Consider the following 16,385-nt stretch of genomic DNA (forward strand, 5'->3'; position numbering starts at 1 on the left):
TCTGCATTAAAAAAATGTAATAATGTATTCAACAGGAACCGCAGCAATTTTCAAAAAGAAGATCAATTGCAAAACCAAATTAGCCAATAACACAATACTAGCAGTTAGTAGTAGACATAATTATCATTTCGGTTTTTACTAAACGATACAAGGTTTTGCTTCATAGCATATTTTTCGTAAAATCCGTATTGCAAAAAGCGGCTATTACCTTCTTCAGAATAGCGAGTAACCATTAACTTGAATCATGGTGTTTGTATATACAGCCTGCTGCAGTAAATATTGTTATGATCAGCTAAAGCGCGATTATATACAATACCTGCCAGCGGCCATGATAAAAAGAATGAATGCTTTCCAGATCGAAACAGATGCGTTTCGTTTCCTTTTAGGAAAAGTATTGCTTTTAGAAGGCATGGTAGCGCAGGGCTATCCCTATACTATTTTGGAAGAACTGCAATTTAATGAGTACCAAAAACCTTTTTTACCCGGTGGTCCCAGCTTTAATATCTCCCACTCCGCAGATCATGTTGTTTGTGTAATCAGTCCAATTGGGAAAGTGGGGGTAGACCTTGAGCACATCAATCCTGTTGACATCAACGTCTTCCGGGTATGCTTTACCCATAAAGAATGGCAATATATTAATAGCAATATAGATCCCTTATACACTTTCTATAAATTCTGGACAAAAAAGGAGGCGGTTGTGAAAGCTGATGGAAGGGGCCTGCTTATTCCCTTTTTAAGTTTTGAAGTGATCGACGAAACAGTATATCTGAATAATACCTCCTGGCACTTCGAACCCTTACCAATTGAAGATGGATATATAGCATATATAGCTACAGACACTCCGCAGACAATCGAGGTTGGCAGACTGATGAGCCTGAATAAATCGTAAAAACGACAAAAAAAGCAGCTCAGCAGGTAAACAAATAAGGAAGAATTTTTATTTTACCTGCCAAAACCAGATTATTTATGATTGAGTCTATCAGCAATACCGTAACACTCCGTTTTCTTGCCGAACCATCTGACGTCAATTTCGGCGGAAAAGTACATGGTGGCGCTGTAATGAAATGGATTGACCAGGCGGGTTATGCCTGTGCGGCCAACTGGAGCGGACAATACTGTGTGACCGTATACGTGGGTGGTATCCGCTTCTTCAAACCCATCTCTATCGGCGACATGGTGGAAATTACGGCTACTGTTATTTATACCGGTAATTCCAGTATGCACATCGCTATCAATGTGCAGGCTGGTAACCCCCGCCGTCAGGACAGGGTAAAAACCACCCACTGTGTGATGGTATTTGCAGCAGTGGATGACAATGGCAAAACAGTACCCGTTCCTAAATGGGTACCTGAATTACCACATGCTATTGAAATGGAGAATTATGCCAAAAAATTGATGGCCCTGAGACAGAATATCGAAGATGAAATGAAACCATATATGTAAAGAAAATCGCACACTAAATAAAAAAGCCCTCCCGACATCATCTGGAGGGCTTTTTAACAAAGAAATAATTTACTTCAATGCGTTCTTTATTTCCTCAGCGGCATACCGGATAACCGATTGCACTTCGGGTATATGTGACAGCGGGTTCAACATCCCATAATCATGGATCATGCCCATGCAGCGGATCAACGATACGGGCACCCCGGCCTGATTCATTTTTCTTGCATACGCTTCGCCTTCATCGCGCAGCGGATCATTCTCGGCAACTTGCACCAGGGCTGGTGGCAGTCCTTTTAACTGATCGAGCGAAGCCCGTAATGGAGAAGCATAGATATCCTGGCGGGCATTTTCGTCGGTGGTATAATTATCCCAGAACCAGATCATCATATTGCGGGTTAGAAAGCGGTCATTTGCAAACAGGTGATAAGACTCGGTATCGAAGTTGGCATCGGTAACCGGCCACAATAATACCTGCAATTGTAATTCCGGGCCTTTTTTCTCTTTGGCCATCAGTGCTACCGCAGCGGTCATATTACCACCCACACTGTTGCCTACCACGGCCAGTTTCTTTCCATTTACATTGATGTCAGCCCCATTCTCAGCCACCCATTTGGTAGCCACATAGGCTTCTGTAATAGCCACGGGATATTTTGCTTCGGGTGAAGGCGTGTATTCCACAAACACAGCCGCCATACCGGAATGCACTACCAGATCGCGCACCAGGCGTTGGTGTGTGGGAAAATCGCCCAGCACCCAGCCGCCGCCATGAAAGAACATGAAGGCAGGCAATTCCTTATCTACACCTGCAGGACGCACCACATACAATTTCACTGTAATTCCATCCTGGGTAATTGTTTTCTCCATCACGTCAATGCCCGACAGGTCTACAGTCACCGATTTTTGGGCGCCTACCAGCACCTGGCGGGCTTCTTCCGGTGTCATGGTTTCCATCGGTTTACCACCAGCACTGTTCAGTGCTTTCAGAAATTCTTTTGTTTGAACCTCAATAGAAGGATCGGTAGCATAGTTTACCACTTCAGCTGTAATTGACATGTCTGTTGGTTTTGAATGTTAACAATAATAAATTTTGTGTTGTGCTCAGTAACAGGTGTCTATGGCTACTTCAGGGGGGTACAGGAAGAAATGGTATACAAGGTAGGCATTTCAGCTCTTGCGAAATGCATCTTACACTATTAAATTTTGATGATTAAAATCAAATTCCGCTAATCATTGTATAGCTGGGTTTGTGGCACCAGCTCCTGCGGTTGGGAGGCACTTTGCCAGAAGAGGTAGAGGGCAGACCGGTCGTCCTGGTTAAAGTACTCCAGTCTGATGGTGTATTTTTTCCCGGCCTCCAGTTTTATTTCAGGGGAAGTATGGGTGGTGGTATACAGGTCGTGCCAGCGATCGATGAGCAGTTTATCATCCACCCATAACCGAACACCGCCGGCCACTTCGGTAATGAAGGTATAGTCTTCGGAAAATTGGGGTTGAATAAAACCTGTGAACCGGATACTGTATTTGGTGTCCTTTATTTTGTAATGAACGCCGGTTGCCAGTCCGGGCAGCGGGATCCGCCATTCCGGAAAACTGATCAGGGGGTCGACTCGATCTTCTACAGCCGTGTCGTACGCATTTCCATTATAATATACGCCTTTCAATCCGGCACCTGCGCCCCATACCAGCGGGGCAAAAGCAGGGATGTCAGCTTTTCCGGTCTTTGTGATCTTATAAGGTTGTCCTTTTATGGGTTGAACGCGGACAACTTCATCTTTACCGGCGTCTGGGGTAAAATGAATATCGCCATGCAGATCGCATTGCACAATGTCGAGCGATTTTGGGGCAGCGGTACTGGCATTTTCAATAGCGCCTTTGGTTCCACCTTTGATGATACAGTTCCGTATCAGGACCGGGCGGGCACCTTTGGCCGGCCCTTCCACCATCCGGAAGGGATAGGGAATTTGGGCAGCACCGTCGAGTGTCAGGTTCTCGATGCGCACACCGTTGGCTCCGCTGGCTGCATGGTCTTCAAAAACGCTGTTGTAAATATAGCCGCCGTTGTAGGTATAGTTGTTTACATAGGCGCCGTGTAGCACCCCCACCTTGCAATTGTAAATGACAGTTTGTTCCAGCACATGGTTCTTGCCATTGTTCTGCCAGCTGCGGATGCCGCAATCGGAATTATGCACCACATTGCCTTTAAAGATCCAGGCCGATTCGATGGGCATTTCTTCCCAGTCGTAGGCGGCGTTTACGGTTTCCAGTCCCTGCTGACCAGCCACTACATTGCTGTCGCAGCGATTGTCGTCGCCCATGCTCAGCACAAAAGCATGCGTGCCGAAGGTGGGAGCGCCCTTAGTATCGAGCGAAATGGCGCCTTGCACGTATTGGGGAGCAACAACCAGGTTGTGTGCCCAAACGGTACGATGGGTGGCATCGGGCAGGTCCCACCAGAAAGGAGCATCCATACAATTAAAGGCGATGTTGTGCGTCATGGAAATACCGTTGCTTACATGGGGGACGTAGGCATGGTTATCTATATCACGCATCACACAGCCATCAACAATGGATCCTTCGCTGCCATCATCACAATGATGAAAGTGGAGCCCATACCGGCCCTGTACCTGGTCCTTGGCAGAGGAGCCGCCCTGGTCTTTACGCGGACCTAAATACCGGAAGGCCACCTGTTGAACCGATTGCGCTACCATTGAGCGGATGAAGATATGTGACTTACCAGTGGCCGTACCCTCGATGCGTACGTTGCGGGTAAGGTTGCCTACTTCGGCAGTCCACAAATTATTTATGATGGGATGAGCGGTAGTAGCCGTATTCAGCACAATGGTATTGCCTTTTATGCCAGTGATGGTGCGCACATCTACATTGCGTGCATCGGCAGCCGTTGGGGTGATGACAATTTCATCGCCGACCTGCCAGCCATTGGCGTTTTTGACGTTTATACTGGTTGCGCCAGCCACAATCGATGAAGCGGCGTTTGTCCAGGCCGTTTTTGTTTGCCCCTGTAACTGCAGCTGCCCTGATTGCATTACCCACAGGCCGATATCGGTGTTGAGCATGTCCATACCACCGCCAACAAATTTATCTTCATCGATACCGGTAAAGCGAAGGGTTTGAATGGTAGAAGCTTTGGCCGGTAGCATTTGCCATTGGCCGGTAACCAGAATGTTTTGGGAAGAATGAATCGAAATAGCCTTTGTGGGATCGACAATCAGTTTACCTGCCACGTGCATTCCCGCAATGGTTACATCTTTATCAACTATGACTGTATTGCCTATTGCTATAACCGGCGCATCGTTCGGACCGGGTACTCTCCCACCCCAGGTAGCGGCGTCTGACCAATTGCCACTGCGTACACTTGTAATAGTTCCGGAATATGGTAGCGAAGTAGCACCGCAGGAAATTACAGGCCTGGACGGCCGGTAGGAACCGAAAACCAAAGTGATGAAGATAAATGCCAGGTTTATTTGGGATTGCATAAAGCCTACTGTATTTCAAATTTACCGTATTCCACGGAAGAAGCAAGGTAAAAAGGTAAAGCTGAAAGACGACAGCTACAAACCTTAAGCTGTAACCATTGCTTAGTTGGCTGCCAACTCCCCCTCCACCGGAGGGGGCCGGGGGGAGGCCCGGAAACTGGTAACCGGTACCAGCCGCTTCACCTTCTAATTATTCAGCTTCACGGCTTTTTGGCAAAATCACCGTACTACCTGCTCCCATCTTTGGTAAAAAAAGCATGTATAAACAATTTATCGTGTACGCGCTACTGACGCTTTTGACGATCGGGGTTTTTAGTTGTAAAAGGACAGACAACCCGCCCATTACCAATCTCCATTTTTATGATTCCATGCAGTCGGATGGTTATGTGCGATCGTATTTATTGAACCTTCCGCCCCATTATGACGACAGCAGTAATTTTCCGCTGGTGATTGCCTTGCATGGATTAGCGGGCAGCGCCAGTCAGATGGAGCAGGATTATGGGCTTACCGCCAAATCGAACAACGCGGGTTTTATAGTGGTGTACCCGGAAGGCGTACGCAGTGATGGCATCCTGGGCATTCGCACCTGGAATGCCGGTACCTGTTGTGATTTTGCCATGGAGCACCATGTAGATGATGTGCGTTTTATCAGTCAGTTGATACAGCGGTTAACAAGTACCTACAAGATCAACCCCAAACGAATCTATGTTACCGGCATGAGTAATGGCGCTATGATGACGTATCGGCTCGCCTGCGAGTTGTCGGATCAGATCGCGGCTATTGCACCGGTGAGCGGCACGTTGTTAACCAAACAACCTTGTACACCGGCAAGGGCGGTGCCGGTATTGCATATCCATTCAGCGGTTGACACCAAGGTACCTTATGGCGGCGGCTATGGATTGGCCAATTATTATTTTCCGCCGGTTGATTCCACCTTGCATGTATGGGCTGGTATCGATGGATGTAATGCAACACCCCAGTTGGTAACAGAAGCCAACCTGTATATGCAAACCCAGTATATAAATTGCAGTCCCAATACTACTATTCAGTTATACCTCACCAACGACGGTGGACATTCCTGGCCAGGTGGTTTGCCGGCAAGGCCTAATGCGGATGCACCATCTTCTGCGTTTAATGCAACAGATCTTATTTGGAATTTCTTAAGCAATTATGAGTTGCCTTAACAGTTCAAAGTTGAAAGTTGTAAGTTGAAAGTTTTAAGTTGAGTTTGCAGGTTGTAGGTTATAAGAAATTGCTTGTAACTTACAACCTGCTTTTCGTTAAAAACCTTTACCAGCGCGGGTATCCGATTAGTGCTTCGAATTCACAATTTCGTCGTTTTGGCAAAAAGTCAAAATGCACATTATTAATTTACAGGAAAATACATAAAGACAATATAAATATTAAATCCAAGTAGGAGACTTATCTACATTTACAAAATGAAAAGCGATTTGCCAGCGATGTTACAAACACACTAACGGTTATATTTAGTCTTACCCTGCAAGCTCAAGAGAGGCGCCACACTACATCCATTCACGAACCTTAACCTATATTATGAAAAAACAAACACGTGCGACAACCGATCTGGAAAAAGTAGTAAAGGCCAGGGATATTATTGATCAGGAATTTTACAAACCGATCACGCTGGAATATCTGAGTCGGCGCGTGGGTATGAGTCCGAAGAAGCTGGCAATAGCCTTTCCCCAAAAATACTACCAAAGCATACAGAAATACCTGATCATGTCGCGTGCATTGACCGGCATGCAATTATTACTGGAAACAAAACTACCTATATACGAAATAGCCTGGGAAACCGGCTATACAGTAACCCGTCCGTTCTCTACGATGTTTAAAAAGGTGACCGGGCGGGCACCATCCAAATGGCGAAAAGTACAACTCAGCAATCCCCCCGGAACAATCCCCTATATAATGCTCGACCGCTAAAACTTCCAAAACCAGCGCTTATCAATTAGCATACAGTCCCACCCTTACCGGACAGGCGATTGTATGTATTATCCATCATTAAACCGAGTTCCATGCGTAACAGAAAAAAGTTGAAAAAGCATGTAGTTACTGCCATCACGGCGGCCAAACGAATTTTTGATCACAACCTGGGCGATGAGCGCACTGCGTATAGGATGTCGCAAACGCATGGTGTATGCCGCAATGTGTTGCAGAAAGCCTTCAAAGAAGAATATGGAGTAGGCATCAGGGACTATCGATTAAGGGTACGAATGGAGAAGTCGAAAGCGATGTTAGCAGAAGGGAAAGATGCCAAGGAAGTATCTATCACGTTACGCTATAGTAATCCCAGCGCCTTTAACAATGCCTTCAAGAAATACTGGAAGGTAACACCAAAAGAGATGTTCGACTTTACTGAAGGCGATAGTTTTTGTGCGTAGTAATATGCAGCACGATTATGACTACACGCAAATCACCATGGATCAATCAGTAACAATGAAACGTGTGCAAAGTATAAATATGTTGTGCTAAGTATAAACAGAAAACACTTGACTTTTGGTAAAGACCACCCGTATATTTGATGTAGAAAATGAATAATTGCTCCGGTTAGTCCACCGGAAGAAACAACAGCCAGAAATAATCACCCATAACATACTGCAACGAATTACACCATTAGATTGGACAGCCATTTATTTATCTAAACAATAAATAGTACATGGAAACCTTATTCAAAGTTCCGGTTACGCCGGGGGCCAGTCAGCTGGCACCGGAGAATGAAGCAAATGACAATTATCCCATCAGGCGATTATCCATTATTATACCCGCGTACAATGAAGAGAACACGATTGCCTCGATCCTCGACCGCATTAATGAAGTTAAATTACTACGCAATATAGAGAAGGAAGTGATCATTGTAAATGATTGTAGTACCGATGGTACTGAGGCGGCTCTGCGGGCATATCTTGCTAAAACCCCTAATCTCACGATCAATTACCTCAAATATACCAGGCACGATGTAAACCAGGGAAAGGGTGCGGCTATCCATACGGGCATTGCCCAGGCAACCGGCGAATACCTGTTGGTACAGGATGCTGACCTGGAATACGATCCGGGCGAGTACAATACGTTGTTAAAACCCATATTACTCGGATCGGCAGATGTGGTCTACGGCTCAAGATTTATAGGCGGCAATCCACACCGCATCCTGTTCTTCTGGCATTCCATCGGGAATCGGGTGCTTACCTTTCTTTCCAACATGTTCAGCAATTTGAACCTGACTGACATGGAAACCGGTTATAAGTTGTTCCGTACTGCTATCATACAAAGGATTTACCTACATGAAAAACGATTCGGGTTTGAACCCGAAGTAACCCAAAAGGTATCTATGGTACCAGGCATCCGGATCTATGAGGTAGGTATCTCCTATTACGGCCGCACCTTCGCCGAAGGCAAAAAGATCGGCTGGCGAGATGGGTTCCGAGCTATTTACTGCATACTGAAATATGGGCTGTTTAATAACCAGCTACTCGTTAAATCAGACGTCCCGGTTTTATCTGAGCGATAATTTACCGTCAACATGTAAGGCCTCACCATATAAACTTGCATCTTATGACCAAGCGTACAACTGTCATTGAGATCATCACCGTGCTGAATATCATTCTGTTTTTGTATACAGGGATTGCCAAAATAATGGATTATAGTGTGTTTAAGGAGCAACTGGCTATGTCTCCTATTCTTTCATGGGCCGCGACTCCTGTTGCAGTGCTGCTACCCGTTGTTGAGTTTGCTATTGTGTTGATGTTGGTGATACCTCGCTGGCGGTTAAAGGGGCTTTACGCATCATTTGTCATCATGGCTCTGTTTACTGCTTATATCATTGCGATGTTTATTGTGGCTCCGGAGATGCCTTGTAGCTGTGGGGGGATCATCTCGGAACTTTCATGGACAGGGCATGTGGTGTTAAATAGCGTATTTGTATTGCTCAATGGGCTTGCCATATATCTGCAGCGGAAGGAAAAAAAAGAGTTGGGGAAAGGATGGAATAGTGTGAGTGGATATAATGTATCGCATTCGTGAATGTAGTTGGAGGAAATTTTATTGACCTGGAGAATTATTTACTGAACATTAATTTTTAAGAAGATGAATCAAGAAACAACTATGTCATCAGCAGAAGTATCGTTTAAGGATTTCTTGTTTAATAATAAAAGGAATCGAACTATTCTGTGGTTGGCTGCGGCGGCTATAGTTATTCAGTTTGCTGTATTTAAGTATTTTTATCCGTTTGCCAGTTACATACACGGAGATTCATTTTCCTACATAAAGGCTGCAGATCAAAACCTTAACATAAATACGTATCCAATTGGATATTCAAAATTTTTGCGACTATTTAGTGTGTTTGCAAAACCAGACTACGTCCTAACATCTTTTCAATATTTGTTAATTCAGAGTAGCATTTTATTTCTATTGTTCACCTTCTTTTACTTCTATAAGACAGGAAAGGGGATGCAATTTCTATTATTAGGATTTATGTTATTTAACCCCTTATTCCTTCACCTTGGTAATTTGGTAAGTAGTGACAACCTTTTTCTTTCAATAAGCTGTATTTGGTTTGGACTCTTACTATGGATTATTCATAGACCAACTATTAAAATAATAATCTGCAACTCAATAATACTTTTAATCGCATTCACTGTCCGATACAACGCTATGATTTATCCATTTATAATGCTTATCGCATTATGGCTTTCCAATTTACCGCTTAGAAAAAAAATATTTGGTCTAGGATTGAGTTTGATGTTATGTGGAATTTTTACAAGCTTTACTATGTACCAATACAAAAAGCTGACTGGCTACTGGCAATTTTCACCCTTTAGCGGTTGGCAATTTGCAAACAATGCAATGTATGCGTATAGATATGTACATATAGCAGATAGACATCCGGTACCGTTAAAATTCCAGGAATTGGATAATATGATTCGTGTTTTTTTTGACAGCACTCGAGATACAAAAAAAAACCCATCGGAGAATTTAAAAGCCAGTTCTGTCTATATGTGGACACGTAGAATGCCCCTATGGAAATATAGAAACAATCTCTTTAAAAATGATACTACATCAATTGAGTTAAAGAAATGGGCCAGCATGGGACCTTTTTACAAGGACTATGGGATCTTTATCATTAAGCAATATCCAATTTATTTCTTAAAATATTTTATCTACCCAAATGCACTTAAATATTATGCACCACCAGTCGAATTTCTTGACGTCTATAATTCATACAGAAAATCCGTTGCGCCAGAGGCTAGCAAGTGGTTTGGTTACGATAGCAATAATGTTAAAACGCGTATGAAAGACAACAATGTACTTGTTCTCAATTTTTACCCAATACTTTCAGGAATGATAAATGTATCAATATTATGTTTATTGATCATTTATTTAACATGGAAAGGATGGACTTATAGTAAACCTTTTCAAAAAGGTTTAACTATTGGAGGAGCATTTTGGTTATGCAATGCCTTATTTACAATATTTGCGTCTCCTGCTGCATTGCGTTTTCAGGCATTTCCAATAATCCTTACCACTATATTAGTTTGCCTTTTAACTGACTTTATGTTTCAAATTATGGGAAAATTGAAAACAGAAAAAGATAGTTACATAAGGGTACAAGTCCCTAAAAACAAACTAGTAGCTACCAATCCGTCGGCTTAAGTACATGTATTTTAATTCCTACAATTATCATAATCGTGAAAAGGTCTAAAGCAAAGTTTTCAATAAAGTTATTATGTATCCTCCTAATACCGACACTGCAATTAGGATGTTACTACTCAATCGCAGAGAAAACAGGTAAAGAAGGGATGGTTATTCCCTCCTTCAAATTACTACTCGTTGACAGCATAAATTATTTTGACACAAGGGATATTGCTAAAGGTAAACCATTCGTAATATTTTATTACAGATCCAATTGTCCCTATTCAAGAGCCCTAATGGATGAAATTATCAAAAACATGGCAAGTTTTAAAAATTATCAATTCATTATTGCAACACGGTCTCCCTTTAATCAGATGAAAAGCTTTTACACACATTTCAAATTAAATAAATATAAAAACTTCATTGCCGGCTTAGACATCGAGAATGTTGTCCCAGAATATTATAACGTTAAAGGAGTACCATTTACGGCTATTTTCGACAACGATAAAAAATTAGTATGCTCGTTTACAGGAAGAATCGACGGCAAGGTGATACTAAATTCTATAAACCCTTATAAATAAACTTAGAATACTGATCAGTAAAAAGTGTCCGACCATCTTACGCATAAGCAAGGATCCACTCATGCAATGATTCGGACAACTATTCCTTGTAGTAACTATGTGGGTAAGCCGAAAACCACTATTAAAGAGTAGGCGTTATTTATTTTAAAATTTAGCTTTTTTAATTTAAAAAGCACTTCGTTTATGAAAAAGATAAAAATCATGTTGACTGCAGTTGCAGTACTGGCAGTTGTTGGTGGAGCTTTAGCTTTTAAAGTAAAAGTAAATGAAAGAGTATATTGCTCAAATACAACTACTTTAACCGAAAACGCTATTACTATTTCTGACGGTTTTAAAATAGAACCTACAACTGAAGGAACCCTATTCTGTACAACTGATGGTACTCAAACCGACCTGAAATCTAAGGTTACTACTAACTAATCTCGTGATTAGAGGTGCAAATTCACGCCTCTATTTATTCTCACTATTGCACCAACCTGTGGTTGGTGCAATTTATTGCGAGTTGTATATTCTTTTTAATTTACTTCAATTGATGGCTTATCTGTACGTTCACTCAAACTCCATTCATTTATTGGTTTTTTAAACATCCCAGGAAATCTCTTATACTGCTCATTCCATTTTTTACATATTGGACATTCTTTGTCAGATAAAGAACATGTACCAGAAGGATCTAATTCATACCTACTCTGGACACCTTTCAATTTAGCCGGAATTCCTTGTGTCATCCATCTAGGAGCCGGAGCTTCTTTTAAAAAATGGTCAAAAAATTGTGTGCATCTTAGGGTAAAATCTCTAATATCCTTCAATTTGTATACACCATGACCTCCATCGTCGTATTGCAACCACCAACTTTTTTTCCCGAGGCGCCTCAAGGAAGTATACAGCTCAACTGCTAGTCTTACATCGTCTCCGTCGTTTTTATTGTGAAATAGGAGCAAAGGACTGATAACTTTGTCAGCATTTAAAATTGCCATATGATCCAACCATACATCTTTATTTTGCCAAATGTCGCCCAATCCATTACCAAAACTCCCAATCTCCCCCCACTCTAATTCACTATATCCAGCTTTATTTGTCGATAAGGACAAACTAATCATATCCGTCCCACCGTGACCTGAGCCAATAGACATTGCTGCAAATTTATTTGAATGAGTAAGCAAATAATAGCTATATCGGCCAGAGTTACTATGCCCAACAGCTCCAATATGATTACTATCCACAAATGGCAAATTGCTTAAGTATCTTGCAGCTCCTTCCAAAGAATTTAAAGTATTAGGCCCCCAATAGCCTTTTGAAAAATCAATATCAGGTACAAATACAAGATAACCATGACTTACGAGCCATCCTGGACTTTCCTGTAAATAATTTGGTGTTTTTAAAAGCTCTGGTGCAGGAAAGAAATTTAATAGATAAGAACTAACAGCATAAAACGCAATAACAACTGGATACTTTTTCAAAGGATCAAAATTTTCAGGCTTGTATAAAACGCCTTGACTTAAGCTCCCAGCCAACTTATTGTAAGTGTGAAGCTCTGAAGATAGCCAGTTATATTTATGCTGTGGTTGCAGATCGGTTAAAGATTTAAAGGCTGCAAAATTTGTAGTTAAATAATAATTAGGCGATTCCTCAGCACTTTGCTTTTTTACTATCCAAACCTCCGCATCCTCAGCCTTAACTGGTATCATATCATCAGCAATTGTAGTAACTACTTTTTCAATTACACAAGATGCCATAAATAACTTTTTCGGATTATTTCCTTTCTCCGACTGAATTCCATAAAAACCATTGGATTTATCATTGACATTGTAAGCTTTCAAAATAATGTGTCCCCTGCTATAAGTAGGGCTTTCAACGGCGCCAAATTCATCACCGCTGAGCCTAAAAATAATAAAGCTAGAACGACCATAACCATTAGTAATATTAACTGCCGTTCTTTTTCCAGTGAGATCAAGCGCCCAAATGTCATATTTATCATATACCCATACAACTTTGTATTTTTCATACCACGTGGCTATACCAAAGGGAGTATTACGATCATCTTCAATAGGCCAAAATTCATTCCATTCATTCGTTAAAGTACCTTTCGGAACGCCATTTGAAATATTTACTTGTTTGCCTGAATTACAATCATAGCTAAAATAATTACCTCCATCCCTCGGATCATAATATACCAAATAGTTACCACTTGGTGAAAAGCGAAACAACCGACTGTTACCTTTTGTCGATGGCAATGAAGTGCGAGACGCATCCATTAGCGACACAAGCCAGTTACTGTCTACATAGTAATCATTTAGCCAGAATCGATCTCCATTTTGCTCCTTTCCTCTTTTTCTAAATATCACAAAATCACCAGGTATATGATCTCTATCATTGACAATTCTTTCACAATCACTTTCCTCAATAATTGAATCATTATTAACATTCATGAAAGCCCTATAACTCCTTATGCTGTGTTTGGTAAGCTCCACTAACTGAGTAGATTGTATTAATGTGTCTTTATAATTCCACACATCTAGTTGTACTGCATCTGAGTCATGATTGTAAATCCCTTCTTTTTTTTCAATATCAAACTGAATATACCGCCCATTTCCGGTAAAAGAGGCATCTCCATTAAGCATACCTTCTGGAATTCCATTTGAACGATTTTTTATCTTTTCAACTGCCCTATCCATACCCATTCTCCAATACCATATTGAATTTTGCGCTTGATTATTTATATTCTGTTTGACATTAAAAACTATCTGCGTCCCCGTTCTGTCAAAATGGTAATTACCAACAATTAATGCCGTGTCATTCGTAAAAAAGACTCTCTTTTTTCCAACTGCGTTTCCTTCATACGTTAAATCTATGCCGTTAGAGGATGAGGCCATCAACAATACTGCCTTTCCTGTAGCATCAAATTTGTAATCTTTTATTGATGCATATTTTTTTTGAGTCCCATTTATCAAATCTTGCACAAGAAGCTCTTTTGTAGAGCCATACAGTTGACAAACAAACTTATTACCATTTCCCTCAAAATTGTAATTTAATACTCCCTTGAAAAGAACTTCATTTCCTGATAATAGATTTTTAAGTATTACACTTTTATTTCTTAATTCATAGGCAATAAATTTGGGTTTATTACCTGGAGGCTTTTTATAAGCTACAATTCCAGTAACTTCATATAGCGTTTCACTATTGGTCTTTAAAAAACAAAGTACATCATTCTTCAAAAAGATGTACTGCTTTCCGTCAGCGGAAAAAAAACCAGGCAATGTACCAGCAATACACTTCCTCCATGAGCCACTAGTTGATTGTATCACAAGTGAATCAATTGCCCATTTTTTATACCAGTTATAGGAAATAACATATGCAAAATACATCCCATCGCAGCTGATGGCCAATGAACCTTTTCTACGTTCCAATGAACGCCAGTTTTCGATGGCATCAAAATCCAAAATTGATTTACTCCCCTTTGCTGGGAAAGCATGGCTCCACAGATATTTATTTAAATACAAGTTATTCACTACACTCGGATCAGGACTTGCAACCGAAGGGGAAAACGTCTGTGAATAACAATTAAAGCCTACCCCAAAAAATAAGAGATAAAAAAAAAGCTTCATAGCTGACATAGTTTTATGGTTTATCTATACCAGTACCAAACAAAAAGTAAGGAAGACAATTTAACCACATACCTTTGCCCTGATCTATTTGAGGACTCTAATAGCGTGAGTATAAATAAGGAGAACAATATTGAGTAATAAAGCTAATAAAAATGATTTAAATTAGCCCGAATTACTAAGCTATTTTCATTAACTAAGCTTATAAATATGCCCTAGCGTTACTAATTTAATTGCCAGGTAGGCAAACCAGCCTTCATTTTTTTAAGCGTTTCAACAATTGCTTTATCTGACCTCGATCGTATAACAGCAAACTCCTGTAGTTGAATTGCTTCTTTAACTCTATTCATTCTGTAAAGAATGTTAGCTTTAGTATCAATATAGTTTGCACCATAACTTGAAGTATCCAATTTAATTGCCATATCGACCCATCGAAGGGTCTTTTTTAATAACTTTTCATCGCCACATTGCAAGAATAAATTCCAAGCATAGTGATTTAAGGTCCAACTATCACCATAGGGGCCAAGCGCTCTTCCATTGACCTTAGGGGAGTACATTCCAATTTTTTCATTTACATACTTTATATAATTCTTCCAATCGTGTGCAATTGCAAAATACTTAATTTGATTATCAGGGAAAAACATTTTTATGTAAGGTTGTCCGTATTTTTTTCTTATTATTTCTTGAATTTTTTTCCAATCGGGCATTGAAGAGCTCAATGGCTTTCCGTCCGTATAAATCTTATCTACAATCTCTTCTTTATAAATTATATTCTGTATAACCTTTTGGCTTATTGTCCGCTTCATTATTGAATCAGCCATTGCGGGGTTATTGTAAAAAAATTGAAAATATCGGTCATCTGACTTCATAATATCCCATGAAAAATCAGCTATAAAAAATAAATTGTCTCCACTAAAAGCCTCCTTGCCCTCTAGCTTATCTAGATATTTCTGTTTGAATTCACCTGCTATCTCAATAGCTGTTTGTTTGTCTTTTCTTTGTCGCGCTTCTCGAGCTAAATCGGGCATAGATAAGTAATCCAATTCCTTATTTTTAAACCTTATAATAGATTCTTTATACCTATCTTCTGGATTCGTTAATGCTTTCTTCGTTAATTCAATAAACTCAGTCGCATTTCTCATTCCCAAAGCCTTATATACTAGCTTGCCATCTGGGCCAAAAAATAAAAATGATGGGTAACCTTCGATGCCGTATTGTGTTTCAAATTGCTTTGCCACCGTATACCATTTTAACACCAACTGATCATCTTTCGCAGTCTGGTCCATTTGTACCCGTACTGAAATAAACTGCGGATTCAATGCGTTGCCAACCTGCTCATTGGAATATACCTCTTTATCCATCTTCTTACAGGGCGCGCACCAAGTTGCATAAGCATCTACAAAAATGAATCTATTTTCATTTAACGCTTTTAGTTTAACCTGTTCCCACGATAACCCCTCTACCCATTTAATACCTTTACCCGCAGAGTCAGCTTGAGCAAATAAGTTATTTGCTATACACAAAGACAGGCATATAATAATTAAACACAATGATCGCCTAAATTGGTACATATCTATTTTGTTGGTTTTAGTAGATCCCTTTATAAAAGTTAATGGTAAAGG

Annotated in this window: 14 protein-coding genes; 10 read left to right on the top strand and 4 right to left on the bottom strand. The window is 40.7% G+C overall.

The features are described from left to right. Nucleotides 1–244: 244 nt before the first annotated feature. Nucleotides 245–889 carry a 4'-phosphopantetheinyl transferase family protein gene (locus BMX95_RS31915; protein WP_081202160.1) on the top strand — a complete coding sequence of 215 codons (645 nt, stop codon included), beginning with the start codon at nucleotides 245–247 and terminating at the stop codon, nucleotides 887–889. Between the two features lie 77 nt (nucleotides 890–966). Next, the gene (locus tag BMX95_RS31920; RefSeq protein WP_081202162.1) at nucleotides 967–1,443 is read left to right on the top strand and encodes an acyl-CoA thioesterase; all 477 of its coding nucleotides are present in this window, start codon (nucleotides 967–969) and stop codon (nucleotides 1,441–1,443) included. 69 nt (nucleotides 1,444–1,512) lie between these two features. Here the strand turns inward: BMX95_RS31920 and BMX95_RS31925 are convergent, their stop codons facing one another. Together BMX95_RS31925 and BMX95_RS31930 are read right to left on the bottom strand one after the other, a co-directional pair. Continuing rightward, nucleotides 1,513–2,496, bottom strand: coding sequence for an alpha/beta hydrolase (locus BMX95_RS31925; RefSeq protein ID WP_081202165.1), 984 nt, complete (start codon nucleotides 2,494–2,496; stop codon nucleotides 1,513–1,515). A gap of 170 nt (nucleotides 2,497–2,666) precedes the next feature. Next, on the bottom strand, nucleotides 2,667–4,937 hold the full coding sequence (locus BMX95_RS31930) for a PA14 domain-containing protein (protein WP_081202167.1): 2,271 nt from the start codon (nucleotides 4,935–4,937) through the stop codon (nucleotides 2,667–2,669). A 275-nt stretch (nucleotides 4,938–5,212) separates the two neighbouring features. Here BMX95_RS31930 and BMX95_RS31935 point away from each other — a divergent pair, with 275 nt between their 5' ends. From BMX95_RS31935 to BMX95_RS31970, 8 genes are all read left to right on the top strand, one after another. Then, nucleotides 5,213–6,121, top strand: coding sequence for an extracellular catalytic domain type 1 short-chain-length polyhydroxyalkanoate depolymerase (locus tag BMX95_RS31935; RefSeq protein ID WP_165758999.1), 909 nt, complete (start codon nucleotides 5,213–5,215; stop codon nucleotides 6,119–6,121). 370 nt (nucleotides 6,122–6,491) lie between these two features. After that, nucleotides 6,492–6,881, top strand: coding sequence for a helix-turn-helix domain-containing protein (locus tag BMX95_RS31940; RefSeq protein WP_081202172.1), 390 nt, complete (start codon nucleotides 6,492–6,494; stop codon nucleotides 6,879–6,881). 92 nt (nucleotides 6,882–6,973) lie between these two features. Further along, complete coding sequence (locus BMX95_RS31945) at nucleotides 6,974–7,339, top strand: helix-turn-helix domain-containing protein (RefSeq protein WP_081202175.1); 366 nt, start codon at nucleotides 6,974–6,976, stop codon at nucleotides 7,337–7,339. 275 nt (nucleotides 7,340–7,614) lie between these two features. After that, entirely contained in the window at nucleotides 7,615–8,463 is an 849-nt protein-coding gene (locus BMX95_RS31950) for a glycosyltransferase family 2 protein (RefSeq protein ID WP_081202177.1), read from the top strand. A gap of 44 nt (nucleotides 8,464–8,507) precedes the next feature. Further along, the gene (locus tag BMX95_RS31955) at nucleotides 8,508–8,975 is read left to right on the top strand and encodes a MauE/DoxX family redox-associated membrane protein (protein WP_081202179.1); all 468 of its coding nucleotides are present in this window, start codon (nucleotides 8,508–8,510) and stop codon (nucleotides 8,973–8,975) included. Between the two features lie 63 nt (nucleotides 8,976–9,038). Beyond that, nucleotides 9,039–10,604, top strand: a complete 1,566-nt coding sequence (locus BMX95_RS31960; protein WP_081202181.1) for a hypothetical protein — start codon at nucleotides 9,039–9,041, stop codon at nucleotides 10,602–10,604. A 35-nt stretch (nucleotides 10,605–10,639) separates the two neighbouring features. After that, nucleotides 10,640–11,164 carry a TlpA family protein disulfide reductase gene (locus tag BMX95_RS31965; protein ID WP_090519711.1) on the top strand — a complete coding sequence of 175 codons (525 nt, stop codon included), beginning with the start codon at nucleotides 10,640–10,642 and terminating at the stop codon, nucleotides 11,162–11,164. A gap of 183 nt (nucleotides 11,165–11,347) precedes the next feature. After that, the gene (locus BMX95_RS31970) at nucleotides 11,348–11,584 is read left to right on the top strand and encodes a hypothetical protein (protein ID WP_081202185.1); all 237 of its coding nucleotides are present in this window, start codon (nucleotides 11,348–11,350) and stop codon (nucleotides 11,582–11,584) included. A 95-nt stretch (nucleotides 11,585–11,679) separates the two neighbouring features. On the opposite strand, the gene BMX95_RS31975 is transcribed toward BMX95_RS31970, so the two are convergent. Together BMX95_RS31975 and BMX95_RS31980 are read right to left on the bottom strand one after the other, a co-directional pair. Continuing rightward, nucleotides 11,680–14,775, bottom strand: a complete 3,096-nt coding sequence (locus BMX95_RS31975) for a S9 family peptidase (RefSeq protein WP_081202187.1) — start codon at nucleotides 14,773–14,775, stop codon at nucleotides 11,680–11,682. 212 nt (nucleotides 14,776–14,987) lie between these two features. Continuing rightward, a complete protein-coding gene (locus tag BMX95_RS31980; RefSeq protein ID WP_165759000.1) occupies nucleotides 14,988–16,286 on the bottom strand; it encodes a thioredoxin family protein in 1,299 nt (432 codons plus the stop codon). Between the last annotated feature and the right edge of the window lie 99 nt (nucleotides 16,287–16,385).

Origin of the sequence: Niastella yeongjuensis (assembly GCF_900110245.1) — a bacterium.
Classification (GTDB): Bacteria; Bacteroidota; Bacteroidia; order Chitinophagales; family Chitinophagaceae; genus Niastella; species Niastella yeongjuensis.